Below are 26,712 nucleotides of genomic sequence, written 5' to 3' on the forward strand. Positions count from 1 at the left end.
CAGTTCTATTAATAGTCGGAATTGCAAAACTCTTCTTTATTTTCTATCAAGTAATAAAAAAACTTAGAATAGACAAATTCGTCTATCCTAAGCTTCCATTAATACTCTTTAAATAATTTTTGTAAAATATAATATGATTGTTTTAAACGCTCTTCATACTTAGGCGCTTGCCATTTGTCCCAAGAATAAGCCGAGAGTGCTGGCAAGACATGATCTTTTGTCTCTGGTAAAGATTTCACTACCTTACCATCCTTGTCTACAAAGACAGCACCAAGATAAATATTATCGGCTTTCGTAGAAGCGGTCTCTCCATCTTTATATAAATCGCCCATAAACTCACGCTGGCTTGGATCTTTTGCTTGAATCAGTAGCCAAGGAATCCGTAGCTCAATCACATTATCATCCGTCCACGTATAGTCTACTAATGAATTATAATCTTTTGTTTTTGGGTTGGCATTCCCTTGAAGGAGCTTTCCTGTTTCATAATAACTAAAATCGGTAGTAATCTTTTGCTCTGGTAAGTATAGCTGTTTATTTAATACATAATTAATCGGTGCAAATTTACCACTATTTTTTGTGACAGCTTCCATTCGAGGAGGAATCATCTTTAAATTATGACCGTAAAAATAATCATAGAAATCATAGTATTCATCTATGACAACGCGAGAGTCCCCATTTTTATTTAATTCCACCATGAAATCTACACCATTTGAAAACGTCATATCTTTTATGGATGTTGCCGAAGTATTTCCTTGATTTGGTACTACATCAAGTAAAATACGAGGTGAAGCTGTTTTTAAAACATCACTTTTTAATTTGAAATACAAATATCTTTCATCATAGTCGACAGCAAAATCTGTTGCGTCAGAAGGTGAGGTATTGTACATTTGTGTACCTTTCCATTCCTTTGTATCGCCATCTACCTTTACTTTAAATCGATCAAAGCTTAGTACGCCAAATTGCTGCTCATTCGTTTGTGCATTGGACCAAAATGGTCGACGATTTGGATCATCATAATCCATCGTATTCCATGTTCGCTTAAACCACTCGTCTTGCCATGTAAAGACAAGACCTCCTAGCAAGCCCTCATGCATAATATCTTCATACAAATGTTGAAGTGTTTCACCCTGCTGCTGTTCGGACATATGTCCCTGATTCCAGCCGTAAACATTTTCATGTGTCATACCACGGGCTGCTGGGATTCCAAATTCCGCAATAAGAACAGGCATATGATGAGCTTCATGTAAGTCTTTTAAATATCCAGCATAACTATTTTTATTGCCCCGGAAATCTTTATAATTTAAATACTTTTGATCAAAGTTAAAGAAGTCAGGGTAATATGGATACACATGATAGGAAGCAAATTGTCCCGGTGTCTTCATCTCACCCTTTGTATAAATAACATTTGGATTAACGCCTACTAAATCTTCATCCTGAGAAGGCTCAGATGGATGGTCTAGTAAGTCGGTTGTTACCCAGTTTGTGAAACTCATTGGACGGAGCCAGTTATATTTGTCCTTCTCATATTTAGTAATTAGATCCATTTGCTCTGCTAACCAATGCTCAAATGGTGCAGCATTTTTCGTTTCAAAATACGTCCCATTGTATTCGCCTATATTAGCGTGTTTTTCATTTGTACCGACAACCATATGTGGATACCATTCGATGCCTAACACCCAGCCAATAATATATTTTGACACATCGACATCATATAATCCTGAGGCATGTCCTGTTACAGGCTTGACATAAGTATTACCATGGATAACGTCTACCATGCGCTTCATTTCAGCTTGAAAGTCCTTTAAGGTAGCATCATCGTAAGCATCTAGTGATTCCGCCAAGCCTTCCTCATTAATCCACACACCATGCAATACATACAACGGTTTATCTGGGTTTTCCTCATTGTATTTAGCAAGTGCCCGATAAAAACCTGGTGGATGTAAGGTGTAAACGCGAATCGTATTGGCATTCATCTCAGCAATTTGACGGAACCATCGATAGTACTCTTCTTCCGTAATAGCGGCCTCGCCAGGGAATGCTCCCGGTTTCCCCATACCGATATTAACGCCCTTAAAGACTAATGGCTCCCATTTTCCATCTCGTAAAACTTCAAATGATTCGCCTTTAATCCGTGCATTATAATTTAATTTTTCATGATTAACAGTTTCTTTAACCTCTTTTTGCTCAAACGTTTCAAAGATTTTATGCATAACTGGTATATAAATCGACCAGTAAAATGAGCTATCGGCATACTTCTCAGCGTATTTATAAATGGTCGGTAATCCCTTTATTTTGTAAAGGTTCGGAACACGTGATATATCGTTGAAATCTCCCGCAAAATAATAGCTTGTCGTGTAGCGTTTATCCTGTGAAACGATCGCAGCGAATTGCTGTGGAATATCATTGTCCTTTAATAGTTTTTCCCCATCTTTTGTTAGGTCCCATTCATAATTAGCGAGCGCATCCTCCGCATATTTAGGCGTGATAATATCAAACCAATAGTCATATTTCGAACGAGCAGAGGTATTAAAGAACTTTTCCCCTTCTTCAGTAAATTGCACCTGAATGCCTTCTGTTTTAACATGCTTGTCCATTTCTAGCACAATCAGCTTTTCTGTAATTTCATTAAATAGAAGAAAGCCACCGCCTTTATATGGCCAATTATCACCATGTTCATCTACAACCCATTGTGGAATTTCTGAATTTTTATGATAATCAAGTTCATCAAAATAACGCCCAATCCATCCTGACCATGAAATCCCTAAATAATCTTGTAGCTCTTTTCTAACAGCCTCTGAAGTTGGTGATGCAAATGTATTGTATTCAGCGATTAGCATACTTTTTTTGTTGCTTGCTAAACGTGCTACTATAGACTGCCATTCGTTCATTTCCAAGCCGCCGACAATCTTTTCTGAGCGTTTACCTAGACGCTTTCCTCCATTTAAATCATCCTTATAAACACCATACGTATCTGCCAAATAAATAACATCATAATTACTATAGTCAGTCGGAAACTTTTTTTCTGATACTTTTTTCGTTTTATCATTTGGAATCGTACCGTAGTAATTCTTTTGTACATCATACGGACGATTATCGATCGTATATTTATAATGGTTTAAAAACCAGTTCACACCTAAATGCTCTCGATATGTTTCATTCGGAACTGTTTTATCTAGAATGGCAACGTTCAACGGTTTTTCATCGCTTAAATACCACCATGCTACAGGTGTGATAAATAGAATTAGAACGACTATAATCCCTATATATATTCGCTTCATACACTCTCCTCCTTTTCAGCGATGCCGGCACGCTTCATATTGCCCCAATCGCTTTTTCCTAGCACAAATCGAATTAATCCCTCACAGCGCCAGAAAAGAGTGAGTGGTCGATACCAAAAGATTTCCGTAAATGATAAAAGAACCATTCTTAGTAGCTCTCTTTTCTTCGGATAATTATTCAAGGTCCATGCCTCGAATAATATAGAAGCAATTGAAAAAATAACACCATAAATAACGAAAAGCAGTAACAGCATGAAAGCTACCTCATAATAAATTTTCCCTAAGAAAAATGCTACAACTATATAAATATAACCAGCTAGCTCAACAATTGGCCCCAGACATTCCACTAGCCAAAAATAAGGAAATGCAATAAAACCTATCAAGCCATATTTGGGGTTAAACGTCATCGTTTTGTGTTTCCAAAGGCTTTCAAATAACCCTTGGTGCCAACGTCTACGTTGATTTCGCAAGACCCCCAATGTTTGAGGTGCTTCAGTCCAACACACAGGATCTGGAACGAATTCAATACGTTTCTTTTCTTTCTTCTTTCTTATCAAACGGTGAATATTTACGACAAGCTCCATGTCTTCTCCAATAATATTCGTGGAATAACCGCCTGCTTCCACAGCCCATTCTTTCGAAAAGACACTAAATGCACCCGAAATGATAAGCACAAGATTGAATTTACTTAAAGCGATTCGCCCCATTAAAAAGGCTCTTACATATTCTATTACTTGCATAATGACTAAATAATTATTTGATAGGCGTGATTCAGTAACGGAACCAAGCTGCATTTTTGCTCCATTGGCAATTCGAATATTTCCCCCTGCCGCAATCACTTCACCATCAGATAAAATAATTGGTTTCATCACACGAAGTAATGATTTTTCATCTAAGATTGAATCCCCATCAATTGAACAAAAATAAGGATACTGAGAAACATTAATACCTACATTTAAGGCATCCGCCTTACCGCCATTTTCTTTATCTACTAAAATACAATTTTGATAAATTTCAGATTCATAGATTTGTCTAACTTCTTTTGTAGGGATATTTGTACGAACAATTTTATCAACAGGCTTCATCCGGAAATGCTCAATGACAGTTTGCAGTGTAGTGTCAGTAGAACCATCGTTAATAATGATAATTTCCGTTTGCGGATAGCGTAAATTTAACAATGAATAGACTGTATCTACAACTCCAACCTCTTCATTGTAAGCAGGGACTAATAAGGATACTGGTTTTGAGTAGAAAGCATCTATATGTGCGTCATCATACTCTGACGGATCTAATTTATAGCGTTTTCGCATAACAAGCATAGCAATTACAAACATTGTGCAATATGAAACAATAACAAATAACATATAAAACAGAATAGCTCCACCAAAGAACCACATACAAAAATCTAAAAACACTTTCATTTGTTCCCCTGCTTTCTGACTACCGATTCCTGTGCCATTTCAATTGCATATTGGTCATTTGAGGACTCCATAAATTGCTGTAATTTTGCAATTCCTTCTTTATTTTCAGCAATTGTTTTCGCTGCCTGTGAACGAACCCACCAATTTTCATCTTCAAGAAGCTGTTCTAAATAAGTATAGGAATAGTTTAGTGGCACATGTTTAAAGATTTTCGCAACCATTAATCTTACTTCCCACATATCTGATGTCACAAATGGGACATAAGGATCGATTTCATCAATGACACCAATTTCATAAAGTCCCTTTAACGCTCTAATTTGTATTTCTGGAACCTCATGCGTTAATAGCTGTTTTAACTGATCAATATATTGCATATTTCTTTTTACAGCTGCAGTATCAATTGCAGCAAATTGAATATTTTTTGTCCAGCTATCAAAGTCTTCAAATAAGCGAATGAATATGTCATCCTCTAACAATACAAATAATCTTCTATATTCGCTTTCTGAATAATGAACAGTCAATTCTTTAATTTTTTCGATAAACAATTCTGGTTGGAAGAGAGAGTATATTTTTAACAGCTGAAAATTTTCTTCCTCCGAAATTTTGGATTTCTCAAATTGTTGACAAGCATTTAATAATTCATCTATCTTGAAATCAGCAATTCGATATAGAGCATTCATCCTAATGCTCCATCGTCTACTTGATAAATCCTTTTCATAAAACTCTTTTAAATAGAGATTTGAAAACTCTTTTATTTTTTGTTCAACTTTTTCATCCAATATATTTTTTAAGTAAGATGAAAAGATTATTTCTACAGCTGCTACTTGAGCTTTTCCGCGAGGTACAAGCACAATAGAGAAATTTTCATCATTGATTAAATAGTTGTACCAGGGCAGTGAATAATTTTGTAAAAATGTATCACGCGTTTCTGCAAAACGGATCTCCCGTCGGCGCTGAAATAGTAAATATACTGTAAATAAAAATAAAATCACCAATAAAACAACGATGACTTTTAAAAGAAACGAAACCGATAGCCCGATCATAGCCAAAACCTCGCAAACGTTCTCCTGATTTTTGCTTCTAACACACGCAAATTAAACGGTTTTACGATAAATTCATCGACGCCGCCTTCATAAGCATTAAGTGACGCTCCCTCTGAGTTTCGTTCTGACATCATATAAATGATGAACTTTTTCTCATTCGGCATTTCTCGTAAAATGTGCAAAATTTCTAATCCATTTTTACGTGGTAAAATATCGTTCATAATAACTAAATGCATATGGCCAGATTTATAGCTATCGGACTTTAAAAAACTATAGCCATCTTCATAGCTAGCCACTTCTAAAGTAAAATGTGGAATGTCTAAATGACTGATGGTAGTTTCTAGCACTTTTCTAAAGATTGCATTTTGTTCAATAATGCTGACTTTTACTAGCTCCGTTGGTTGCACATTATAATCTGTAACCTGTTCAATTGACCAACTCGGTTGTTCATCATCTGCTAGTTTTTGCTTATTTTTTTCTAATAAAGCTTCAAAGTTAACACTATTATTTCTTATTTCAGTAATGGAGGCCTTTAACGGTATTTGTTGAAATTCCCTTTCTTGCTTCAGAATGGCAAAAATCCTTGTTAAAAATGCCTTTACCTCCACTTCACTACTTTGTAGAAAAAAAACTCCCCAATGCATGCCATCTGCTAATTGGAAAAGTAAATCTGTTTTTCGTATTTTTGATTTTAGAAAAGCAGAAATTTGATGATTCACTTGATGACGTTCTATATCAGTTCCTTGTGAGGAATTAGCTAATTTAAAAAAGACTGCAGTCATTGTGAAACGTGAGCGAATAACACTTTCTCGCAATATTTCAAAATAACCCTTCACCTCATGCTCCTGCATGATGTCTTCTGCAATGAATAATTTATTCATGGGTGTTCACTCCAGTTGGTATAAGAAATATTTGATCTTCTTTTATATTTTATAGCATTTTTTTGATCTATTAACCCAACAACTATAGTAATAAAAATGCCTAATCAATTTCTATACAAAATTTTTGGTAAAACAATCACTTTTAAAATATATTATATTTTTGCTATAAAACACAAGAAGACCACTTTAATTAAAAAAATTATATTTTTCAGATAAGTTATGCTTATATACCCTTTCAAACCATTTTAAAACTGTCTGGTCATTTTATCGACAGACACCGCAGAGAATTAACATCCGCTTGCACCGAAAGCCCCAGATCGATGGGGCATTTATACTTGCAAATTTAAAAGGGTATGTAAGCTGTTCACTTACATACCCTTTTAGATAACTTTTAACGTCTTTTAGCGGATGTATTATTTAACTGGTACAACTGAGCCTTTCCATTCTTCAATGATGAAGTCTTGGATTTCTTTAGATTTTAATACTTCTACTAATTTTTTAATTTCTTTTTTTGTTTCATCTCCTGCACGTACAGCGATAATATTTACATAAGGAGATTCTTTATCTTCAAGAGAAATTGCATCTTTCAGTGGATTTAGTCCGTTGTCGATTGCGTAATTTGAATTGATAAGAACTGCATCACCTTCATTATTTTCATACATTTGTACAAGCATTTCAGGCGCGGTATTTGCATCGAATTTGAAGTTTTTAGGGTTGTCTACGATATCTTTAATTTCTGCTGCTGTTTTATTAACACCATCTTTTAATTTAATTAAGCCCTTAGCTTCTAACAATGAAAGCATACGACCGTGATCTGCAACTGAGCTAGAAAGTAAAATTGTTGCACCTTTTGGTAGCTCCTCAAGAGATTTATATTTTTTAGAGTAAATTCCGATTGGTTCAATGTGAATAGCACCAGCATTGACAAAGTCATAACCATTCTCTTTTATGCTAAGCTCTAAGTATGGTACGTGTTGGAAGTAGTTTGCATCAAGTTCGCCAGATTCTAAATGTTGGTTTGGTGTTACATAGTCTTGATACGTTTCAATTTTAAGATCGATACCTTCTTTTGCTAAAATTGGCTTTGCTTTTTCCAGAATAACTGCATGTGGTGTATTAGAAGCACCTATTGTTAATGTTACATTTTCTTTACTGTCTGATTTATCACCAGATGATGCGTTTGAGTTTGTATCTTCTTTTTTACCAGCACCACAAGCAGCTAAAGCTAGTACTAATACTGATAAAAATAATCCTGTTAATAACTTCTTCATTTTATGACTCTCCCTTTTTTATATAAAATATGTTAACGGTATAAAACCGAGATAACCTCAGATTTAGCGTTTATCTGTTTTGACTGTAATGAAGTCGCCAATCCATTGAATAACAAACACTACTATTAAGATTAATATAGTCGCCATTAATGTTACATCCTCGCGATTACGTTGGAACCCATCTAAGAATGCTAAGTTTCCTAGACCGCCTGCACCAATAATACCTGCCATCGCAGTATAGCCAACAAGTGCCACAGCCGTTACAGTAATACCTGAAATAAGCGCGGGTAAAGATTCTGGAATTAATACTTTCCAAATAATTGTCGACGTTTTTGCACCCATTGAACGAGCCGCCTCAATAACACCCTTATCAATCTCGCGTAAAGAAATTAATACCATTCTCGCATAGAATGGTGCAGCTCCAATAATTAGGGCTGGTAACGCTGCATTTGCACCACGAATTGTACCGAGTAAAAATTTGGTAAATGGAATTAATAAGATAATCAGTACAATAAATGGAATCGAGCGGAAAATGTTAACGATTGATCCTGTTAAAAAGTTCACCAATTTATTGGCCCATAGTTGATTCGGACTTGATAAAAATAATAAGATTCCAATTACTAATCCAAGTATAAATGTGATCACCGTAGCGATTGTTGTCATATACAAAGTTTCATACGTAGCTTGCCACATTTTGTCCCAGTCGACATTTGGAAAGACACTAGTTAGCATTTGCAATCACCTCCGTTTGTACTTCGTCTGTATTTAAGTAACTAAGTGCAGCAGCAACATTCGCCTCTGAGCCATCTATTTGCACAATAAGTGTACCGTACGCGCCATTTTTGGTTTGTGAAATATTCCCATGCACAATACTTACTTCTACATCAAATTGTTTCACAAGATGTGAAATGACTGGCTGCTCTGTTTTTTCTCCTACAAAGATTAGCTTAACAAGTTGTCCACTAGGGTAATTAGCTTTAATTTGTGCCACCGTTTCCTGTGTTTCCTTTGTATCTGTAATTTGTGAAACGAATTTTTTCGTAATAGCAGCTTGTGGAGCTTGGAATACCTGTAAGACCTCACCACGCTCTACAATTTCTCCAGCTTCCATAACCGCTACACGATGACAAATTTTACGAATAACGTGCATTTCATGTGTGATTAACACAATCGTTAAACCTAATCGTTCGTTAATATCGACAAGTAGATCAAGAATAGCATCGGTTGTCTCCGGATCGAGTGCGGATGTTGCCTCATCACAAAGCAATACCTCTGGATTATTAGCAAGCGCACGAGCAATACCTACACGTTGCTTTTGTCCCCCTGATAGTTGTGATGGATAGGCATTCTCGCGCCCTTCTAAGCCAACGAGTGTAATCAATTCTTTCACACGTGCCTCACGTTTTGCCTTTGGAACGCCTGCGATTTCTAACGGGAATGCGATGTTTTCTGCAACCGTTCTAGACCAAAGTAAATTGAAATGTTGGAAAATCATACTGACCTTTTGTCTAGCATCCCGGAGCTTCTTCCCCTTTATGGATGAAAATTCTTGATTGTTAACCGTCACCGTACCAGATGTAGGCTTTTCTAAACCGTTTAATAAGCGAATCATTGTACTCTTACCAGCGCCACTATAGCCGATGATGCCAAAAATTTCACCTTGATTGATCGTAAGGCTGACATCTTTGACTGCTGTTAATTCGCCATTCGCGGTTTTGTAATTTTTCGTAATATTTTGAAGATTGATCATAGCGAATTCTCCTTTTCTCTTATCAAATATGCCTCGGCATAATTGCGTTCAATATTTCAGCGGATGTTTGAAATAAAAAACCCCTTCACTTATAGACAAGTAGAAGGGGTCACGTAACTAATACGTTGAACCGTTCTCTCATCTTTCAAAGATAAAATCTTTGTGTGATTTGGCACCTTTTCACTTTGTGATGGTTGCCGGGCTTCATAGGGCACTTCCCTCCGCCGCTCTTTATAAGAGTTCGATATATTTATTGTTTTTTTAATATATTTGTTACTTTACCACGCAAGTAATATTCAGTCAATTAGTTTTTTAACAATTCGTATAAATATGGTACAGATTGAAAAGCATAAACCTTTTCTGTCACTTTTCCGCCCTCACATATGAGTAAACATGGTACACTTTCAATTTTATGATCATAAGCTATTTGCTCTATAAAATTAATATTCGCTTTACCGACCTGTAGCTGCGGCAGCAATTGCTCAACAACCGTCATCATTTTCGATGCAACTGCACACGTTCCACACATTGGCGTATATAAATAAAAGGCAGCCTTTTCACCGGACTGGATAACCCCGTCCCACTGCTCTTTTGACCATTCTTCCATCTTTTTTCACGCAACCTTATAAAATATATTCATTATGGATTGAGAAATGTGCACGAAGCAATATTGCCGCTAACACTTTCCTCGGAGTTGTCTCAACTTCCTTATACGTTGGCATCGTACGTAAATGTTCAGCCTCTGGATAATGTCTGTCCATTAATGCTCGTAACTTATCACCCGATGTATCTGCATCAAAAAATGTATAAAGCTCACAACCCTCATATGGATCGAGGAGTTCTTCTAATTGATGCACACCAATTGTACCATTCGTGCAAAGTATTTTTACATCTTCATTTAAAATAGGTTCAATTTGAAGCTTATCCGAACGACCTTCGACAATTACGCATTTCCCCTCGAACATCACGCCACCCCCATTTAGACATATCCCTTATAACTCATTATATCAATAAACTTTGTCGTTGATACAGTTAGACACCTATTGATAAGGGAATATACTTGCATTTCCTCACCAATTATTGTGTAGGATGAATGAAGATAATAAAAAACGCCGGTAGTTTCCGACGTTTTTCTGTTTCAGGCTTGTCTTATTCTGCAATCATTTCTTCGTATTGCTCAGCTGTCATAAGCTTTTCAACTTCTGATGCATCAGCAGGCTCTACAACGATCATCCATGCTTTTTCATATGGTGATTCATTAACGAATTCTGGGCTATCTTCTAAATCTGCATTTACTTCAACTACTGTACCTGAGATTGGTGCGTATAATTCAGAAACTGTTTTTACAGATTCTACGCTACCGAATGGATCATCAGTTTTGATTTCGTCGCCAACTTGTGGAAGTTCAACGAAAACGATATCTCCTAGTTCAGCTTGTGCGAAGTGAGAAATACCGATACGTACTTTACCATCTTCTACTTTTACCCATTCATGCTCTTCAGAGTATCGTAAGTCTTTAGGTGTGCTCATGCAAAAAACCCCTCCATAAATATGTAATATATTCACTTTCAGTTTGCCATACTTCTACCATAAAAACAAGAATCAATTATGCCTCAGTATAATTGCGTCCGGAATCGAATTTGCCCTTGCTGATAGAAGGTAAAAGCAGTTATTTCCAAGTTTGCTCAAAATCTGATTCTTTAAACCCTAAAGTAACTTTTTTTCCATCGGTTACAATTGGACGTTTAATCAACATACCATCTGAAGCAAGCAGTTCCAGCTGCTGCTCTTCAGTCATTTCAGCAAGCTTATCCTTCAAGCCAAGCTCGCGATACTTCATACCAGAAGTATTAAAAAATTTCTTTAAAGGTAGTTCACTTGCTTGCCATAAGCTTGTTAATTCGTCCTTTGAAGGCGTTTGCTCGACAATATGTACCTCTTCATATGAAACTCCATTGTCATTCAGCCATTTTTGAGCTTTTTTACATGTAGTACATTTCGGATATTGAATAAGTTGAATCGTCATTTATAGGCTCCTCTACTATCATTTTGGGACACTACATTTTCAGTGTCTCCCCCATTTCCTGTAGTATACCATCTTAATCGTTATGAACCAAAATGAAACTCTTCGTGCTAAGCGTGGGGGTGATTGGAGTTCCATGCTGGCACGACTTATGATGTTATCAGCGATGCTCGGCATTTATCAGCGGTTGGCGTTTTGGAGCGGTCCGATTTCAAGCTAATAAACATGTATTACTGTATAAATCCTTTTTGCTCTTTGGCAGGTAGATGTCGATAAAATTCAGAAGTTGGGTGATAAAACGTGAAAGTTAGTCGATAAAATTCAAAAGTTGGGCGATAAATCGTAAAAGTTAGTCGATAAAATTCAAAAGTTAGTCGATAAAACGTGAAAGTGGCTCCAAACTCAAAAGTTGGATGACATCTTTGAAACATATGTCATGTGTTTATCCGCGCGAAAGCAAAGCGGCAGCTACAAATGTTTTATCCGCGCGAAAGCGAAGCGGCAGCTACAAATGTTTTATCCGCGCGAAAGCGAAGCGGCAGCTACAAATGTTTTATCTGTGGGAATGCAAAGCGGCAGCTACAAATGTTTTATCTGTGCGAATGCAAAGCGGCAGCTACAAATGTTTTATCTGCGCGAAAGCGAAGCGGCAGCGGCAAAGCGCCCCAGCCGGAACGGAAATCAACTCCTCACTTTGGCGAAGATTTTTTCAACAAAAAACCTAGCTATCACACCTTGGATAGCTAGGTTAAGTTCGCTTTATTAAACTACAAATTTTTCTGCTTCAATTAATTTAACAGAAGCTTCGCGTTTCTTCGCGATTAAGTTGTATGGGTTGTTGCGAGTTAATTTACGTAACGCAGACAATGTCATGCGTGCAGCGTCGCCGTCTGCTGAAGCAAGAATCGTATCTTTTGCTTCTTTTTCAATTTCCGCAAATGCTTCTTGGCTGAAGATTTGAGTGTATAGTAATTTTTGATGAGCCTTTTCAGCACCGTCACGAGCAATTGCTTTTTCTGTACGTAATACAGCTGATTCCATCGCGAATAGTTGGTTTGCGATATTTGCAATTTTCACTAAAACCTCTTGCTCTTGATCTAGCTTCGCGCCGAAACGTTGTGCCGCTAAACCTGCTGCTAATACAGCAATTTTCTTCGCATTTTTCACTAGGTATTTTTCCTGTGCTAGCGGCTCTGTGCCTACATCCTCAGGCATTAACATAAGAAGCTCTTGTTGTAAATTTTGAGCGACTTGTAGTAATGGTAATTCGCCTTTTATTGCCTTTTTCATAAATGTACCTGGTACAATCATGCGGTTAATTTCATTTGTACCTTCGAAAATACGATTAATACGAGAGTCACGGTAAATACGTTCTACCTCGTATTCAGCCATAAAGCCGTAACCACCGTGTAATTGAAGCGCTTCATCTGCAATGTAATCTAAAGTCTCTGAACCAAATACTTTAGCAATAGAACATTCAATAGCATACTCAGCAATTGCACCAGCAATCACTTTCCCTTGCTTTTGCTCATCTGGGCTTAGCTGACTTAAACGGTCCTCAAATAAACCTACTGTACGATAGTTTAATGACTCAGATGCATATAATTGCGAAGCCATTGTTGCTAATTTTTCTTTTGTTAGATTGAAATCAGACAGCTTCGTTTTGAACTGCTGACGTTGGTTTGTATATTGAATGGCAAGCTCTAATGCACGCTTCGAGCCACCAATTGTTCCAACTCCTAATTTATAGCGACCGATATTTAAAATATTGAAGGCAATTACGTGTCCGCGACCTACTTCACCTAAAAGGTTTTCTACAGGTACTTCTGCATCTTCAAGGATTAATGTACGTGTCGATGAAGATTTGATACCCATTTTCTTCTCTTCTGCACCGACCGAAACGCCATTGAAGGCACGTTCTACGATAAATGCTGTGAATTTATCACCATCGATTTTTGCATAGACAACAAATACATCTGCAAAGCCTGCATTTGTAATCCATTGCTTTTCACCATTTAAAATATAATGTGTTCCTGCATCGTTTAACTTTGCAGTTGTTTTAGCACCTAATGCATCAGAACCTGAACCTGGCTCAGTTAATGCGTAGGCAGCAATTAATTCACCTGTCGCAAGCTTTGGTAAATACTTTTGCTTTTGCTCTTCATTTCCGAAAAGTACAATTGGTAAAGAACCAATACCTACGTGCGCACCGTGCGTAATAGAGAAGCCGCCAGCAACTGACATTTTTTCTGCGATTAATGCAGAAGAAACTTTGTCTAATCCTAGACCCTCATATTCTTCAGGTACATCTGCGCTTAGTAAGCCGAGATCACCTGCGCTTTTTAATAGACGAACCGAATGCTCAAATTCATGGTTTTCTAAATTTTCAACGACTGGTAATACTTCATTTGCTACATACTCTTCAGTAGTTTTAGCAATCATCTTATGTTCATCTGTGAAATCTTCTGGTGTAAATACACGATCTAATTCCACATCTTCAATAATAAATCCGCCGCCTTTAATGAAATCCGTTGTTTTTTCTGTCATTCTAAATTCCTCCCTATATATATATCTATTTTTAATAGTTTTTATCCCCAATATATAGAAAAGCTTGAAGCACGGTGTTCGGAGGCAACCGGAAACGCTGCACCCCAAGCTGATCTAGCAAAAATTATAGAAGTTCAAACACTCCCGCAGCACCCATACCGCCGCCAATACACATAGTCACGACACCATATTTCTTACCCTGACGCTTCAATTCATGAATAAGCTTTAACGTTAAAATAGCTCCAGTTGCGCCAAGTGGGTGACCTACGGCAATTGCTCCACCGTTGACGTTTACTTTGTTTTGGTCGATGCCTAAATGACGTACGACCTGTAAGGCTTGAGATGCAAATGCTTCGTTAATTTCCCATAAATCAATGTCATCAATTGATAACCCAGCAATTTCAAGAGCTTTAGGTACTGCCACGGTTGGGCCAATACCCATTACCTCAGGAGGTACACCGCCAACTGCAAAGCCTAAAAACTTCGCCATTGGCGTAAGCCCTTGCTTCTCTGCTTCCTCGCGGTCCATCACAAGTACTGCTGCCGCACCATCCGAAGTTTGAGAAGCATTACCAGCTGTAACACTACCTTTTACATGGAAGGCTGGGCGAAGCTTCGCTAAACCTTCTACAGATGTACCTGGACGTACACCTTCATCCATGCTAAAAGTGAATTTTTTCACCTGTGGCTTATTGTTGTCATCTACATAATGCTGCTCCACTTCGATTGGTACGATTTCATCATTGAATTTACCTTCTTTAATCGCTTTTTCTGCAAGCTCATGAGAACGAACAGCAAATGCATCCTGATCTTCTCTACTTACATTGTATTGACGTGCCACTTCCTCAGCTGTATGCCCCATTCCCATATAATATTGCGGAGCAGTTTCTGCTAAAGCTGGATTTAAGCGAGGTGTATTACCTACCATAGGTACCATACTCATAGACTCGACTCCACCAGCTAGAATTGCCTTAGAATGACCTAGCATGATACGCTCTGCTGCAAAAGCAATTGCCTGTAAACCTGATGAACAAAATCTATTAATTGTCAGCGCTGGTGTTGTATCTGGTAACCCGGCAAGCGCTCCTATATTACGTGCTACGTTCATGCCCTGCTCAGCTTCAGGCATTGCGCATCCTAAAATTAAATCGTCAATCGGGCCTTCATAGCCCGCTCTTTTTAATGTTTCTTTGACAACAACCGCTCCAAAATCATCCGGTCTAACTGTTGCTAAAGAACCCTTCTTCGCTTTTCCAATTGGAGTTCGTGCTCCTGCTACAATAACGGCTTCACGCATCGTATTAATCCCCCTTTGTTTCATGTGCAAGTATGGTTACAGTCTTGAAATTAGTTGCGCAGTGGTTTTCCTTTTAAAAGCATGTGCTGCATTCTTTGTTGAGATAACGGATCAGCAACTAAGCTTAAGAACGCCTCACGCTCAAGGTTTAATAAGTACTGTTCATCTACTAATGTGCCATAAGGAACTTTACCACCAGCAATGACATACGCTAATTTTTTAGCAATCTTTAAATCGTGTTCGCTAATATAGCCTGATTCATACATTCCTTGCGCACCGATTAGTAGCGTGCCGTAGCCTGATGCACCGACTACAGGAACTTTTGCAGGTAAAGGTGGTTGATAGCCTGCCTCATAAAGCGCTAGTGCAGCTTGTTTTGCATCATGTAGTTGGTGATCTGCGTTAACAGAAATCCCATCAACAAAGTTTAAGAAGTTATTATCGCGTGCTTCTTCACCAGATGTCGAAACTTGTGCCATCGCAATTGTTTCAAATACTTTATTAGCAATATGTTGATAGTCTACTTCAACGCCATTTGGTAACCCTTTAAGGAATTTTTGGTAAAGTGCTTTATTACCGCCACCGCCAGGAATTAAGCCTACACCGACTTCTACTAAGCCCATATACGTTTCCATTGTTGCTTGGATATGTGCAGCTGGTAAGCAAACCTCTGCTCCGCCCCCAAGTGTCATCGCAAAAGGCGCTGCCACAACAGGCTTGCGGGAATACTTAATCTTTTGCATCGCATCTTGGAATGCTTTAATAACGAAATCTAGCTCAAAAATATTATCATCCTGTGCTTCTACTAAAATCATTCCTAGATTCGCACCAACACAGAAGTTTTTCCCTTGGTTACCGATGACTAAGCCTTTAAAGTTAGCTTCTACTTCATCGATTGCAAAGTTAATCATTTGAATAATATCTAAGCCAATTGCATTCGATTGGGAATGGAATTCAAGTAATGCTATTCCATCACCTAAATCTATTAAGCTAGCACCTGTATTTGATTTAATAACGCCATGTTTTTTCTTATAGCGTTTTAAGTTAATTTCTTTTTCATTAACTGGTACTTTTACGTATTCAGAGCCATTATAATACGCTAGGTCACCGTCAATTTCTGAATAGAAAGTGTCAAAGCCGCTTGCTAACATATCTTTGACGAATGCAGGCACTTCACGACCCTCAGCTTCCATTTTTGCTACCGACTCTTTCACGCCAATTGCATCCCATATTTCAAATGGACCTTGCTGCCAGCCGAAGCCCCATTTCATGGCATTGTCAATAGCAACAAGATCATCAGCAATTTCACCATGTAGCTGCGCAGAGTAAATTAGCGTTGGAGCGAAGATACCCCATAATAGCTCTCCAGTTCGATCCTTAGCATACGTTAATGCCTTCACTTTATTGGCCAATCCACGCGTTTGTTTTGCCATCTCGATAGAAGGTGTTTTTAATTTTTTGGCTGGGCTATATTCTAGTGTGTTTGGATCAATTTCAAGGATCTCTTTACCTTGCTTTAAGAAGAACCCTTGACCTGATTTTGCTCCTAGCCAGCCGTTTTCGACCATTTTTTGTAAGAATTGAGGTACTGCGAATATTTGCTGCTCTTCACCAGTTGTTTGATCATAGACGTTTTTCGCTACATGGATAAATGTATCTAAACCAACAACATCCAACGTTCGGAATGTTGCAGATTTGGGACGACCAATTAATGGGCCTGTTACAGAATCCACTTCACCAACTGAATAGCTACCCTTCATCATTTCTTGTAAAGTAATTAGTAAACCGTACGTTCCGATACGGTTGGCAATGAAGTTCGGTGTATCCTTAGCAAGTACGACACCTTTCCCAAGCACATCTTCGCCAAATGTTTTCATAAAGTTAACAACCTCTGGCGCTGTTGTGTTTGCCGGAATGACTTCGAGTAATTTTAAATAGCGTGGCGGATTGAAAAAGTGAGTTCCTAGGAAATGCTTTTTAAAATCTTCAGAGCGCCCTTCTGCCATTGCGTCGATGCTTATGCCAGATGTATTTGAACTAATAATTGTGCCAGGCTTACGTACAGCATCAACTTTTTCATATAGGCTTTGTTTAATCGCTAAATTTTCAACGACCACTTCAATAATCCAATCTACATCTTTTAATTTCTCTAAATCGTCTTCAAAATTCCCAACCGTTAGTAGTGATAAATTTTTCTTAGAAGTAAGTGGTGCTGGCTTTTGCTTTAATAACTTTTGAAGAGATCCGTTAACGATTCGATTTCTTACTGCAGGATGCTCTAAGGAAAGACCTTTCGCTTCTTCCTCTTTTGTTAGTTCCTTCGGCGCAATGTCTAATAATAGTGTTGGAATACCGATGTTTGCTAAATGTGCTGCAATTCCAGAGCCCATTACCCCAGAACCTAGAACAGCTGCTTTTTTAATGTTGTAAGTCACTAGCAATTCCCCCTTATTCTCCCATTGAATGAATAGCCATTCATTTTTTGATCAAAAAAATATCAAGTTTGCCTTAGTGTATTTTTGTCCAGATTATTTCAGGCGTAATCTGTGACATACAACTGAGGCTTATCTTCGTTCAGCTACCATTCTGATTTAGCGGTAAATATCTTCTGCTGAATAAAGATAAAACTACTTTTTCTGTTTTTAGTTTAGATTATTTTGTTTAATTTAGCAATCATTTTTCTCCAATTATTTTTGCAATATACAACTTTTTTTGTTTTTTACGAGCGAAAACAGAACAATAAGTAGATATCGATTATGCCAAACAGAAAACTTTCAGGTTGCGGAAAAAATGTGTAGAATGGAAAGCAAGGAGAGTGAAATACTAATGAAAACAATTACAACTATTGAACAATTTAATGAACTGATCTCAGGTGATCAAAAAGTTCTAGTGAAATTTTACGCTGGATGGTGCCCAGATTGCACACGTATGAATATGTTCATCGATCCAATTATCGAAGAGTACAACCAATTTGACTGGTATGAACTTAACCGTGATGAACTTCCAGAAATCGCGGACAAATATGACGTAATGGGTATTCCAAGCCTATTAATTTTCCAAAACGGCGAAAAATTAGCACACTTACATAGTGCTAACGCTAAAACACCTCAGCAAGTAACAGAATTCTTATCTGCACAACAATAATTAACTGGGCTAAAAACGTTATAATAATGTAGAAGAGCTACTAGTCTGTGGCGAAAGCGAAGCACCAGCCGCAAGTTACAGAGTTCTTATCTGCACAACAATAATGGAAAAATGAGCTGCATTTCTTTTTGAAATGCGGCTCTTTTTAGAAAGGAGATTAAGATGCGCCAGCAATTGTCGCTACTCGGAAAGTCTCAATATGATGCATCCATTGCATCAAACTATCATAATTCTGCCTGTGGTCCTACAACTGTACACGTCATCTTACACTATTTAGAAAATCAAGCCCCTTCGGTAAATGAGCTTTATAAACTTCTGGGTGGCACAAAAATCGGGTTATTTAAATGGCGTTTAATTCGTAATCTTCGCCGGCTCCGTCCAACATGGGATATTCGTGATTGTACGTTAAAGGAAGCCATGCAGGAAATCGATGAAGGTCGCCCTGTCGCCATACGCTTTGACCGCTATTTTAGCTTAAATTGGTACAATAAAAAATCTGCTTTCGCCTATCATTGGGTTCCTCTTATTGGCTATGAAATACGCAATGATGAGCTATGGTTAATATTCCATGATAATGGCGGTCCTGATCGTGAGAGTAAAATTCGAATGGCTCCATTTAAAGAAAATGAAAAAGTATTGAGCTTTGTAAAAATTACACCGAACTAAGTGACAGCGTGCCTGCGATGATTAGACACGCTCTTTTTTCATTCTTAATTCAAGGCTTATTTATTCTTCTCAAGAATTTCTTTTAGAACTTGTGCAAAAACATCCATTGTTCTATACGTTTCTTCCAGCGTATTATCTATCCCCCCCACTTCAACCTATGCACATGGTTATATGTTTCACCAAATGTCAGTCTCAATATTTGGTGATGAGCCATAAAAAAAGCAGAGCATATTTCTATACTCTGCGTTGATAACCATGATGTATGTTATTAAATAAGTGAATACAGTGAGCGTGCTTGCTTGGCGATTAATGTGTAGCCGCGTTGTTCTATTTCTTTGAACATTTGAGGCTCGTAATTAGGTAACTCTAAAGTTGCCAAATCTGCCTCGATTGGTACGTCTGTTTGAATGGTTGCAAGTTCGTGTGACAGTTTTAACATCTCTAGATTCTCTTGAATTTTCGTGCGTTGACCAGGCTTTAATTCGTCTATGGACTTAAGAACATTTTCGATAGAGCCATACGTTTGAATTAACGTCAGTGCCTGCTTTGGTCCAATTCCCTTAACGCCTGGGTAACCGTCACTCGTATCCCCCATAAAGGCCTTGACCTGTGCAAATTGAATAGGTTCGATCCCATACTCTTCTTGGAAGCGTGAATGCGTATAAACGTCGTACTCTGTATAGCCTTTTTTCGTAAAAGCAATTTCTGTTGATGGTCTTAAAAGCTGCAGTAAATCCTTGTCTCCACTAATTACCGTAATGTCAGCCTCATCCTGAAATTTTGTAATCATTGAGCCAATTAAATCATCTGCCTCCATTCCTTTAACACCGAAGTTTTGCCAGCCGATTTGTTGCGATAAATTTTTCGCCATATCAAATTGCGGTAGCATTTCCTCTGGTGGTGATGGACGATTAGCCTTATAGCCATCAAATAATTCATTACGGAATGTGTGTGCACCCATATCCCAACAAACAGCTAGGTGTGTCGGCTTCATAATAGACTGTGCCGTTAATACATGACGCACAAATCCTTGGGCGCCATTAGAAGGTGTACCATCTGCAAGGCGAATATAATGCCCCATTGCAGCCGACGCAAAAAATGAACGGAATAATAGCGCCATACCGTCAACAATTAATAGTTTTGGTTTTGTTGTCATGATAAATAGTCCTCTCTATAACAATACAATGATTGTAGTAATTCATTATTAAGCATTGTTCTATTATAGCAAACTACCAGGGAACATCACTAAATAAAGAATGATGTTAATTTTATGCAGTAAACTAAATTTTCTTGTTGTTCAATCTCCCGCTGACTTTCATCTTGTAAATATTCGTAGCTATTTCAAAAGGAAATAATAGATTAATGGCTGCAGGAAGAAGCCCCTATAATTAGTAACTGTTGAACCGTGAACACCCCTCTTCCAAGGAGAATGAATCCCCATTAAGTTTATTAGTGTTTAACATACGATATAGAATTTCCTTTTACTCAAGTTTGGAGAGGCTTCATGATTTGAATTAAATAATTTTTATCGTCAATCTCATTGGGTTATCTCTCCTGTTCAACATAGTTTAAATAGGGCTTTACGTGGGGTATTATAGAATCATTTTGAGGATTCTGTTTTGAGAAAGGTCGATCAAAAGATTTATGGTTGTTTTATCCATATTTGTTATAATTACGTTATCCAATTTTATATAAAATAAACAGGGGTGAAAACAATGGTTTTTTTAATTATACTTTTATTACTGTTTGCTATTATTAAAATTTCCGCAATGATTAGTAAAACTGTAGCTGTTTTAATTGATTTTATATTTTTAGGATTTTTCACTGCCATTTCCTTACATGGAGCTATAAGTGTAAAAATAGCCAGTGGGAAAGCCATTTACTTTTGGGATACTCTATTTTTTATTACTGCTTGCGTTCTATATTTTATTGCTTTAAATCTTCTAGTTATTTATTTTCCTAGAATAGCTAAATTTTTAAATTACATGGTCGCTTGGATTGGAACATTTATTATATATATAGTACTTTCTTCTCTCTTCACAGGAGATGCTTTACCACAATTATTAAATAATGATTCCCTTAGTCAATTTACTAACCTCATAATTATTTCTATAATTGCGTTTGCAACATACAACGTTAGAAAAAAAATATTTGCTAATACTGATGAAGAAAGTAATATTGTTGAAAGAAATGAAGAGAACTATGTTAGCTAATTATTGAATTATTTATATTAGAAAGTCATGCATAGGGTTTCTTTCTATGAAAGACATCAGAGGATAAAAAAAAAGAAAGCTATCGTCTTGGTCAATCTTCAAAACGATAGCTTTTTAATACAATAATGTAGAGGTAACTCCACTACATGGGAAATCTACTTTTACTAGTTTATTTACTTAAAATCTTGGAATTATTTTTTTGAATACGATTACGGGAATCCAGTCGAATACCTGTTAACCATTGTAAAAATGCTGTCACACCCATCTTTACTGTTTCTGAGCGTAGTTCCCCCTCTTTTGGATCTGCATAGACAAAGTCAATATGGCGGACTCCTTCATTTTCTCCAATGAGCTTTAGGATATCGAATAATTCATAGGCCGTTAAACCACCTGGTGTTGCTGCAGGTACATCTGGGGCGAATGTAATATCGAGTGCATCCAAATCTACAGAGACATAAATACGATCCACCTCATACATAAGCTGACGAAGCATTTCGCGAATCGTTAATTGTATGCCGTCACGGCGCATTTGCTTTAACGTAATCATATGTATTCCTTGTTCTTTCGCGTAGTGAATCATTTCAGGTGAATTAAAAAAGCCGTGTAACCCGACATTATAAACATGTTTGCCCTCTACAACGCCTGCTGCAATGAGCTTCTGTATTGGAGAATCCATAGCTAAGCCAATTTCCTCCTGATTCCGGGCATCCAAATGCGTGTCAATTTGAATAATCCCTATGCGATCCTTTGGAAAAGCATTCTTTATTCCTCTAAGAGAGCACGCTGTAATCGCATGATCTCCACCAATAAGACACGTGAAACTTTTAGCATAGGCAGTGCTTAAGCTTTCTGCCGCAGCTTCGATAGCTGACTCTGAAAGCATTCTATCAGTCTCGTGGATGGCCACATCGCCTACATCAACAACTGCCAATGAGCGCAAATCTACTTGCTCATCTAAATTATAAGATTGAAAGCTTGGCCAAGCCTTTCGAAATGCTGTTGGATACAATGCTTTTTGAGAGGATTTACTAGCGTACGATAATAAAGCACCGTATAAAATAATATCTACATCACTTGGAATCGGATTTTCCTTTTGCTTAATCCATTGATGCATTGCTGAACCATTTTCTTGCTTATACTGCCATTCTGGTTGAATAAACATCTTAACGACCACCTTCATGCTATTTTCTATAACTTAGCGTTGGGTTGATTTCCGTTCCGGCTGGGCGCTTTGTTGTTGCTGTCGCTACGCTTTCGCACAGATAAAACAATCGCTGACGCTTCGCTTTCGCTACAGATAAAACCTTGTTGCTGCCGCTACGCTTTCGCACAGAGCAAAGCTTCCTGGGGGCGTTCGATGAGCCGCTTGGGCCAACAGGATGTTGGTCACGAAGGCGTTATCACAGGATGTGATGATTTTAGCCTTCGTTCCTCTATTGCTAATCCCCAAGGAGTAGCCCAGCCTCCACTCCAATCAACTTCCATGCGTGACAATGTTTTAACAAATTGTTATCTCCGATTTTGGTGATGAGCCAAATTGAAGTCAATTGCCCTATGCCACTTTGCTGTCCCCACAAATATACCTAAATAATTACTTTCAACATCCATAGTACCATTAGTACATATAATTTCGTCAAAGCTCGGTATTTTCCCTCTTACTTTCTTAAAAAATCTACATACTCCATTTACCCCTTTAATCACAAAAAGTAGCAAACTAGGTCATTTTTCTAGTTTGCTACTTTTTCAGGTTTTTCACCCTACTGATCATTAGTCTTCACCTATCGGGCTTTTGCGGGATACAGTTTGGCAAAGCTCTGCGACCTCTTGCATCGTATAGCTTTGAAAGCTATATCGATTATGCAATTCTCGATAATACTGTAAAATCTCCTCAAGCATCGCTAAATTTTTTTCAATGTTCTTGCCAAAATTATGAGGATGCCACCATAAATGATAAAAAGCCTTAGACATTGCGGCAGCATGCATACCTTCTTTAATACGCTTGATCTTTAAGTCTTCCAAAAATCGTAAAGGGCTACAATAAGGTCTTAAAAATGCACTTGAACGAATGTTAATAAAGGAATCCTGCAGCATTTCTTCTAGCGTTACTAGATGATTTCCTGTTACATTAACATAGCTATCCAGCCATTTTTTCGCACCTAATAGTCGCCTTTTTTTCGTAAATTTTTGTGGATTGTATAACGGATGATTTTCATTCCCTCGATAACATACAAACCCCACTTCCTGGCAGGCTGGGAAATAGGCTTCATTCACTTGATTACGCGGAAATACAATCGATTTCATCAATCCGATATTTTCCTCGCAAATCATGGCAGTAGCATGTAGATCTGCCCGAAAATCTGCTTCAGTTTGTCCATTTTCTAAACAATAAAAATGTGAAAATGTATGACTTGCTATTTCTTGATGTGGCGTACGTTTAATCTTCTCAATTAAGGATTTGCCGAAATGTAAAAGGTCCTCTTGCTCATTTTCTCCTACTTTTGCAAGTTGTGTATGTGCTGCATAGCGCATGTTTTTATATTTTACGGGGATACCTCTTAAGTAATGAGCCATTTCAGCTTTTGTCTCTGCAAACAATAGTCCCACTGTTGCCCAAGTCGCATGAATGCCATACTGTTCAAACAACTCGAGTATTTTAGGCAATGCTTCACGAACGCCATATAAATTTTTATTATATTGTCCGTACTTACAAACATCGTGGACACCCCAATTTAGCTCAAAATCCAATGATATGACAAGACCTCCACGATTTACTTCAATTACTACTTCCTCCATTTTTGCACGCCCAGTAACAGTGCACGTATTTTGGATTGGGTAATGTAGCCAGAGTATACATCGACGACTTGTCCACCGAAGCCTAGCTTAAATGCACGAACATTTTGATCATCTGTCAGCTTGCCCATATCATATAAAACAAAGTCTTGCTCCTTTAAATGCAATATATTATGCCAAAGTAAGAACCGATTAGCATAACGAATTGGTCTTTTTAAATGATCTGGCATCGATTGTGGATGACAAGTCGCTACATAATAGGACATCGCTTTTTTAGCGTACACAATATCGAGTCTATAGCACAATGTTTGTCCACAAATACTTCGAATTTCAGACAACCATAGTGCCCCTTTATTTTTTAAGAGCGTAATAGCTTCCATTTGAGACTTACTAATTAGCTCGAGTTTTTTCCTTTTGGCGAAGTTATTATAAAACTGTTGAAAGGCTCGTAAATTTCCATCCGATGGCTCTTTATAAATAAAAACTTGATAGGACTCTTTTTCTGCACGGCGAAGAATTTTTCGATTGCTTTCTGAAAGAGCAAGATACATGGATGACTCACTATCAGTAAGGTGAATATGAACCGTCTCACTTTTCACAAGCTTACGGCTCGGTACAAGTGAATTAGTATAGCCAATAACCTTCATTGATTTTCTTACATTGGCTGGCTTTTCTACAAAATAAAAATGCTGCATTGCGATATTCCATCGCTTACTTTTAATGGACAGAATGAACATCGCCCCCACTCTCTGTGTATTTTTCTGCATGATTTCGCTCATAGCGAGCACATTTAAAATGCTTCATTCGAGAAATACGTTTATAGCCTAGCCGCAATAATTGTTTACGCTTTCGCCATTGCCACAAACTTGCAGTAACCCATAGTGTTTGTGCAGGTTTCATTTTTTGAAAAAAGGCTGTGATAATATCGATATTTTTATAAACATCATAGGTTAAAAAATATGTCTGCTTTGGCAATGCTTCAACAATTTGCAATGCATCTACACGCCAGTTCATTGCATGTAACGCAAACGCAGGCTTATTCGTGTCTGCAAAAGAATCTTTATAAATGGTGTATCCCTTGTAAAATAGAGAAATAATTTCTTCATCATCGAGTTGCATCGCCTCCTGTATCGACAACTCCTCAAACAAAACGCCTACAGGTCTATGCGGTACAACACTATCTGATGGGGATAATTCATACAAATCCACTTGCTTAAAACGAATAAATTTTTCTACGAACAGTTGTCCATATTCTAGCCAATCTTTTACTTTCCCATACTTTACTAAGTAACGTAATTGACCAAGCCTATTGAGTTTCCATTCCATGACACGATGATTGCCTTTTAAAAACTCCTTGAGTCGTTCCTTCAGCGTAAAACTGTACGCTAATAGCTTTGCTCGTTTCGTCCCATTGCTTACAAGCATACGCCTTGTAAAATCAATATTTGAGCGCCAATCGAATTTATACGGCTCGTAGCCAATACTCATATCAAACAAGCGATAGTTTTCAGAATGGGTTCGCTTAATCGTTTCCTGATTCACTAATCTACCAGGCTCAAATAGATTAAATGTCGGCTCATGTGCTAGTGCGTAAGTTACATACCGTCCACGACAGCAAATTCCGTAGGTGAAGGCAATCCACTGGTCTTCAAACACAAGTGCGTCTACCTCGACTTGTAATGCCTCCCCTTTTAGAAACGCTAACCGTTCGAAAAAATCCTTTTTCTTCCCTTTTGTAAAATCACTTGCTATTTTTTTTGCCCATCGTCGATCAAATAATCGAAACATTTGCCAAAGCTCGTTTCGCGAAGGGATTTTTCTCTTTAATGATCCTAATCTACGTAGCTTCTGTTCTCTTCTATCCATACCATGCATTTTTATACGTTGATTTAAATAATTAGAAAAATCTACTTCGTGAAAAGCAAGATACGGCGTCACCACACGAAAAATACGAGGGCGTAATTGCCTTTCAATAAAATATTGTTCCAGTACCTTTGTAGAGTCTTTACTTTCCAATAATCCATGAAATGAGAATAGTAGATGTTTATACTTTTCAATGAGCTGATCAAATACAAAGGACGTAGCGGGCAACAGCCATTCTTTTTTCGCTACGATACCTGAATAATTCGCCATATTTTCACCAACAAAAGCATAAATCCGCACTCCCCATCGAAGTCGAACTAAGAAGGGGAAAAAGGCAATGATCGCACCATTTTCTTCAACGGCATAGAGCTCAACACGCTCTCTTCGCCCAACAATTTGCCACCAGTTATAAAACCAAGCAAATTCTATAAATGGATTATCATTGTCCTCCGTTGCTAAAATTTCATCCCAAATATCCTTGTACCACATAAGCTCATTATCAGTTCGAATGCGAATTAATTGCAA

The 26,712-nt window shown here is 37.7% G+C and carries 25 protein-coding genes and 1 riboswitch; of the genes, 5 read left to right on the forward strand and 20 right to left on the reverse strand.

Annotated features, from left to right (window positions below):
* Positions 1-98 precede the first annotated feature (98 nt).
* The 11 genes from MWJ95_RS17115 to MWJ95_RS17165 form a co-directional block, all read right to left on the reverse strand.
* Positions 99-3,278 carry a hypothetical protein gene (locus MWJ95_RS17115; protein WP_249106800.1) on the reverse strand — a complete coding sequence of 1,060 codons (3,180 nt, stop codon included), beginning with the start codon at positions 3,276-3,278 and terminating at the stop codon, positions 99-101.
* Positions 3,275-4,699: a glycosyltransferase family 2 protein gene (locus MWJ95_RS17120; protein ID WP_249075057.1), complete on the reverse strand. Its 1,425-nt coding sequence runs from the start codon at positions 4,697-4,699 to the stop codon at positions 3,275-3,277. The genes MWJ95_RS17115 and MWJ95_RS17120 overlap by 4 nt, the downstream gene beginning before the upstream one ends.
* Positions 4,696-5,742, reverse strand: coding sequence for a HEAT repeat domain-containing protein (locus MWJ95_RS17125; RefSeq protein WP_249075056.1), 1,047 nt, complete (start codon positions 5,740-5,742; stop codon positions 4,696-4,698). The genes MWJ95_RS17120 and MWJ95_RS17125 overlap by 4 nt, the downstream gene beginning before the upstream one ends.
* On the reverse strand, positions 5,739-6,623 hold the full coding sequence (locus tag MWJ95_RS17130) for a response regulator (protein ID WP_249075055.1): 885 nt from the start codon (positions 6,621-6,623) through the stop codon (positions 5,739-5,741). The genes MWJ95_RS17125 and MWJ95_RS17130 overlap by 4 nt, the downstream gene beginning before the upstream one ends.
* 413 nt (positions 6,624-7,036) lie before the next feature.
* Complete coding sequence (locus MWJ95_RS17135; protein ID WP_249075054.1) at positions 7,037-7,894, reverse strand: MetQ/NlpA family ABC transporter substrate-binding protein; 858 nt, start codon at positions 7,892-7,894, stop codon at positions 7,037-7,039.
* A 63-nt stretch (positions 7,895-7,957) separates the two neighbouring features.
* On the reverse strand, positions 7,958-8,626 hold the full coding sequence (locus MWJ95_RS17140) for a methionine ABC transporter permease (RefSeq protein WP_249075053.1): 669 nt from the start codon (positions 8,624-8,626) through the stop codon (positions 7,958-7,960).
* Positions 8,616-9,644: a methionine ABC transporter ATP-binding protein gene (locus MWJ95_RS17145; protein ID WP_249075052.1), complete on the reverse strand. Its 1,029-nt coding sequence runs from the start codon at positions 9,642-9,644 to the stop codon at positions 8,616-8,618. Before MWJ95_RS17145 ends, MWJ95_RS17140 begins: the two co-directional genes overlap by 11 nt.
* A 135-nt stretch (positions 9,645-9,779) precedes the next feature.
* A riboswitch (SAM riboswitch) is annotated at positions 9,780-9,884 on the reverse strand.
* A 64-nt stretch (positions 9,885-9,948) separates the two neighbouring features.
* Positions 9,949-10,251 carry a thioredoxin family protein gene (locus MWJ95_RS17150; protein ID WP_249075051.1) on the reverse strand — a complete coding sequence of 101 codons (303 nt, stop codon included), beginning with the start codon at positions 10,249-10,251 and terminating at the stop codon, positions 9,949-9,951.
* A 16-nt stretch (positions 10,252-10,267) separates the two neighbouring features.
* Positions 10,268-10,609 (reverse strand): toprim domain-containing protein, encoded by a 342-nt coding sequence (locus MWJ95_RS17155; RefSeq protein WP_249075050.1) that lies wholly within the window; start codon positions 10,607-10,609, stop codon positions 10,268-10,270.
* 184 nt (positions 10,610-10,793) lie between these two features.
* Positions 10,794-11,174, reverse strand: coding sequence for a glycine cleavage system protein GcvH (gene gcvH, locus MWJ95_RS17160; protein ID WP_100544522.1), 381 nt, complete (start codon positions 11,172-11,174; stop codon positions 10,794-10,796).
* 139 nt (positions 11,175-11,313) lie between these two features.
* Complete coding sequence (locus MWJ95_RS17165; RefSeq protein WP_249075049.1) at positions 11,314-11,670, reverse strand: arsenate reductase family protein; 357 nt, start codon at positions 11,668-11,670, stop codon at positions 11,314-11,316.
* Positions 11,671-12,178: 508 nt separating this feature from the next.
* Here MWJ95_RS17165 and MWJ95_RS17170 point away from each other — a divergent pair.
* Entirely contained in the window at positions 12,179-12,433 is a 255-nt protein-coding gene (locus tag MWJ95_RS17170; RefSeq protein WP_249106801.1) for a hypothetical protein, read from the forward strand.
* Here the strand turns inward: MWJ95_RS17170 and MWJ95_RS17175 are convergent.
* From MWJ95_RS17175 to MWJ95_RS17185, 3 genes are all read right to left on the reverse strand, one after another.
* Positions 12,430-14,214 (reverse strand): acyl-CoA dehydrogenase family protein, encoded by a 1,785-nt coding sequence (locus MWJ95_RS17175; RefSeq protein WP_249075048.1) that lies wholly within the window; start codon positions 14,212-14,214, stop codon positions 12,430-12,432. The two genes, MWJ95_RS17170 and MWJ95_RS17175, sit on opposite strands and share 4 nt — an antisense overlap.
* Positions 14,215-14,338: 124 nt before the next feature.
* On the reverse strand, positions 14,339-15,511 hold the full coding sequence (locus MWJ95_RS17180) for an acetyl-CoA C-acetyltransferase (protein ID WP_249075047.1): 1,173 nt from the start codon (positions 15,509-15,511) through the stop codon (positions 14,339-14,341).
* A gap of 50 nt (positions 15,512-15,561) precedes the next feature.
* Positions 15,562-17,946, reverse strand: coding sequence for a 3-hydroxyacyl-CoA dehydrogenase/enoyl-CoA hydratase family protein (locus MWJ95_RS17185; protein ID WP_249106802.1), 2,385 nt, complete (start codon positions 17,944-17,946; stop codon positions 15,562-15,564).
* 355 nt (positions 17,947-18,301) lie between these two features.
* On the opposite strand from MWJ95_RS17185, the gene MWJ95_RS17190 reads away from it, so the two are divergent.
* Together MWJ95_RS17190 and MWJ95_RS17195 are read left to right on the forward strand one after the other, a co-directional pair.
* Positions 18,302-18,655 (forward strand): thioredoxin family protein, encoded by a 354-nt coding sequence (locus tag MWJ95_RS17190; RefSeq protein ID WP_349294154.1) that lies wholly within the window; start codon positions 18,302-18,304, stop codon positions 18,653-18,655.
* Between the two features lie 162 nt (positions 18,656-18,817).
* A complete protein-coding gene (locus tag MWJ95_RS17195) occupies positions 18,818-19,321 on the forward strand; it encodes a C39 family peptidase (protein ID WP_249106803.1) in 504 nt (167 codons plus the stop codon).
* Positions 19,322-19,589: 268 nt separating this feature from the next.
* Here the strand turns inward: MWJ95_RS17195 and MWJ95_RS17200 are convergent, their stop codons facing one another.
* The gene (locus tag MWJ95_RS17200) at positions 19,590-20,477 is read right to left on the reverse strand and encodes a 5'-3' exonuclease (RefSeq protein ID WP_249075043.1); all 888 of its coding nucleotides are present in this window, start codon (positions 20,475-20,477) and stop codon (positions 19,590-19,592) included.
* A gap of 559 nt (positions 20,478-21,036) precedes the next feature.
* Here MWJ95_RS17200 and MWJ95_RS17205 point away from each other — a divergent pair.
* A complete protein-coding gene (locus MWJ95_RS17205; RefSeq protein ID WP_249106804.1) occupies positions 21,037-21,534 on the forward strand; it encodes a hypothetical protein in 498 nt (165 codons plus the stop codon).
* A 169-nt stretch (positions 21,535-21,703) separates the two neighbouring features.
* Here MWJ95_RS17205 and MWJ95_RS17210 read toward each other — a convergent pair whose 3' ends face one another.
* Both MWJ95_RS17210 and MWJ95_RS17215 read right to left on the reverse strand, forming a co-directional pair.
* On the reverse strand, positions 21,704-22,696 hold the full coding sequence (locus MWJ95_RS17210) for an agmatinase family protein (RefSeq protein ID WP_249075042.1): 993 nt from the start codon (positions 22,694-22,696) through the stop codon (positions 21,704-21,706).
* Between the two features lie 19 nt (positions 22,697-22,715).
* Positions 22,716-22,865, reverse strand: a complete 150-nt coding sequence (locus tag MWJ95_RS17215; RefSeq protein WP_249106805.1) for a hypothetical protein — start codon at positions 22,863-22,865, stop codon at positions 22,716-22,718.
* A 26-nt stretch (positions 22,866-22,891) separates the two neighbouring features.
* Between MWJ95_RS17215 and MWJ95_RS17220 the strand changes: the two genes are divergently transcribed.
* On the forward strand, positions 22,892-23,062 hold the full coding sequence (locus MWJ95_RS17220; protein ID WP_249106806.1) for a hypothetical protein: 171 nt from the start codon (positions 22,892-22,894) through the stop codon (positions 23,060-23,062).
* 239 nt (positions 23,063-23,301) lie between these two features.
* Here MWJ95_RS17220 and MWJ95_RS17225 read toward each other — a convergent pair whose 3' ends face one another.
* From MWJ95_RS17225 to MWJ95_RS17235, 3 genes are read right to left on the reverse strand one after another with little or no spacing between them, the layout of a single operon-like run.
* The gene (locus MWJ95_RS17225; protein WP_249106807.1) at positions 23,302-24,327 is read right to left on the reverse strand and encodes a polysaccharide deacetylase family protein; all 1,026 of its coding nucleotides are present in this window, start codon (positions 24,325-24,327) and stop codon (positions 23,302-23,304) included.
* Positions 24,315-25,091, reverse strand: a complete 777-nt coding sequence (locus MWJ95_RS17230) for a hypothetical protein (RefSeq protein ID WP_249106808.1) — start codon at positions 25,089-25,091, stop codon at positions 24,315-24,317. Before MWJ95_RS17230 ends, MWJ95_RS17225 begins: the two co-directional genes overlap by 13 nt.
* Positions 25,042-26,712: a GNAT family N-acetyltransferase gene (locus MWJ95_RS17235; RefSeq protein ID WP_249106809.1), complete on the reverse strand. Its 1,671-nt coding sequence runs from the start codon at positions 26,710-26,712 to the stop codon at positions 25,042-25,044. Before MWJ95_RS17235 ends, MWJ95_RS17230 begins: the two co-directional genes overlap by 50 nt.

The sequence above is a fragment of the Lysinibacillus sp. Bpr_S20 genome (genome assembly GCF_023337835.1).
Taxonomy (GTDB): Bacteria; Bacillota; Bacilli; order Bacillales_A; family Planococcaceae; genus Lysinibacillus.

Coding starts and splice junctions, on each gene's coding strand:
- MWJ95_RS17195 (WP_249106803.1), top strand. CDS start 18,818: ATGCGCCAGCAATTGTCGCTACTCGGAAAGTCTCAATATGATGCATCC.
- MWJ95_RS17155 (WP_249075050.1), bottom strand. CDS start 10,609: ATGTTCGAGGGGAAATGCGTAATTGTCGAAGGTCGTTCGGATAAGCTT.
- MWJ95_RS17190 (WP_349294154.1), top strand. CDS start 18,302: ATGTGTAGAATGGAAAGCAAGGAGAGTGAAATACTAATGAAAACAATT.
- MWJ95_RS17120 (WP_249075057.1), bottom strand. CDS start 4,699: ATGAAAGTGTTTTTAGATTTTTGTATGTGGTTCTTTGGTGGAGCTATT.
- MWJ95_RS17115 (WP_249106800.1), bottom strand. CDS start 3,278: ATGAAGCGAATATATATAGGGATTATAGTCGTTCTAATTCTATTTATC.
- MWJ95_RS17230 (WP_249106808.1), bottom strand. CDS start 25,091: ATGCAGAAAAATACACAGAGAGTGGGGGCGATGTTCATTCTGTCCATT.
- MWJ95_RS17150 (WP_249075051.1), bottom strand. CDS start 10,251: ATGGAAGAATGGTCAAAAGAGCAGTGGGACGGGGTTATCCAGTCCGGT.
- MWJ95_RS17165 (WP_249075049.1), bottom strand. CDS start 11,670: ATGACGATTCAACTTATTCAATATCCGAAATGTACTACATGTAAAAAA.
- MWJ95_RS17220 (WP_249106806.1), top strand. CDS start 22,892: ATGAGCCGCTTGGGCCAACAGGATGTTGGTCACGAAGGCGTTATCACA.
- MWJ95_RS17225 (WP_249106807.1), bottom strand. CDS start 24,327: ATGGAGGAAGTAGTAATTGAAGTAAATCGTGGAGGTCTTGTCATATCA.
- MWJ95_RS17170 (WP_249106801.1), top strand. CDS start 12,179: ATGTTTTATCCGCGCGAAAGCGAAGCGGCAGCTACAAATGTTTTATCT.
- MWJ95_RS17205 (WP_249106804.1), top strand. CDS start 21,037: ATGGTTTTTTTAATTATACTTTTATTACTGTTTGCTATTATTAAAATT.
- MWJ95_RS17140 (WP_249075053.1), bottom strand. CDS start 8,626: ATGCTAACTAGTGTCTTTCCAAATGTCGACTGGGACAAAATGTGGCAA.
- MWJ95_RS17180 (WP_249075047.1), bottom strand. CDS start 15,511: ATGCGTGAAGCCGTTATTGTAGCAGGAGCACGAACTCCAATTGGAAAA.
- gcvH (WP_100544522.1), bottom strand. CDS start 11,174: ATGAGCACACCTAAAGACTTACGATACTCTGAAGAGCATGAATGGGTA.
- MWJ95_RS17210 (WP_249075042.1), bottom strand. CDS start 22,696: ATGTTTATTCAACCAGAATGGCAGTATAAGCAAGAAAATGGTTCAGCA.
- MWJ95_RS17145 (WP_249075052.1), bottom strand. CDS start 9,644: ATGATCAATCTTCAAAATATTACGAAAAATTACAAAACCGCGAATGGC.
- MWJ95_RS17125 (WP_249075056.1), bottom strand. CDS start 5,742: ATGATCGGGCTATCGGTTTCGTTTCTTTTAAAAGTCATCGTTGTTTTA.
- MWJ95_RS17200 (WP_249075043.1), bottom strand. CDS start 20,477: ATGACAACAAAACCAAAACTATTAATTGTTGACGGTATGGCGCTATTA.
- MWJ95_RS17175 (WP_249075048.1), bottom strand. CDS start 14,214: ATGACAGAAAAAACAACGGATTTCATTAAAGGCGGCGGATTTATTATT.
- MWJ95_RS17130 (WP_249075055.1), bottom strand. CDS start 6,623: ATGAATAAATTATTCATTGCAGAAGACATCATGCAGGAGCATGAGGTG.
- MWJ95_RS17135 (WP_249075054.1), bottom strand. CDS start 7,894: ATGAAGAAGTTATTAACAGGATTATTTTTATCAGTATTAGTACTAGCT.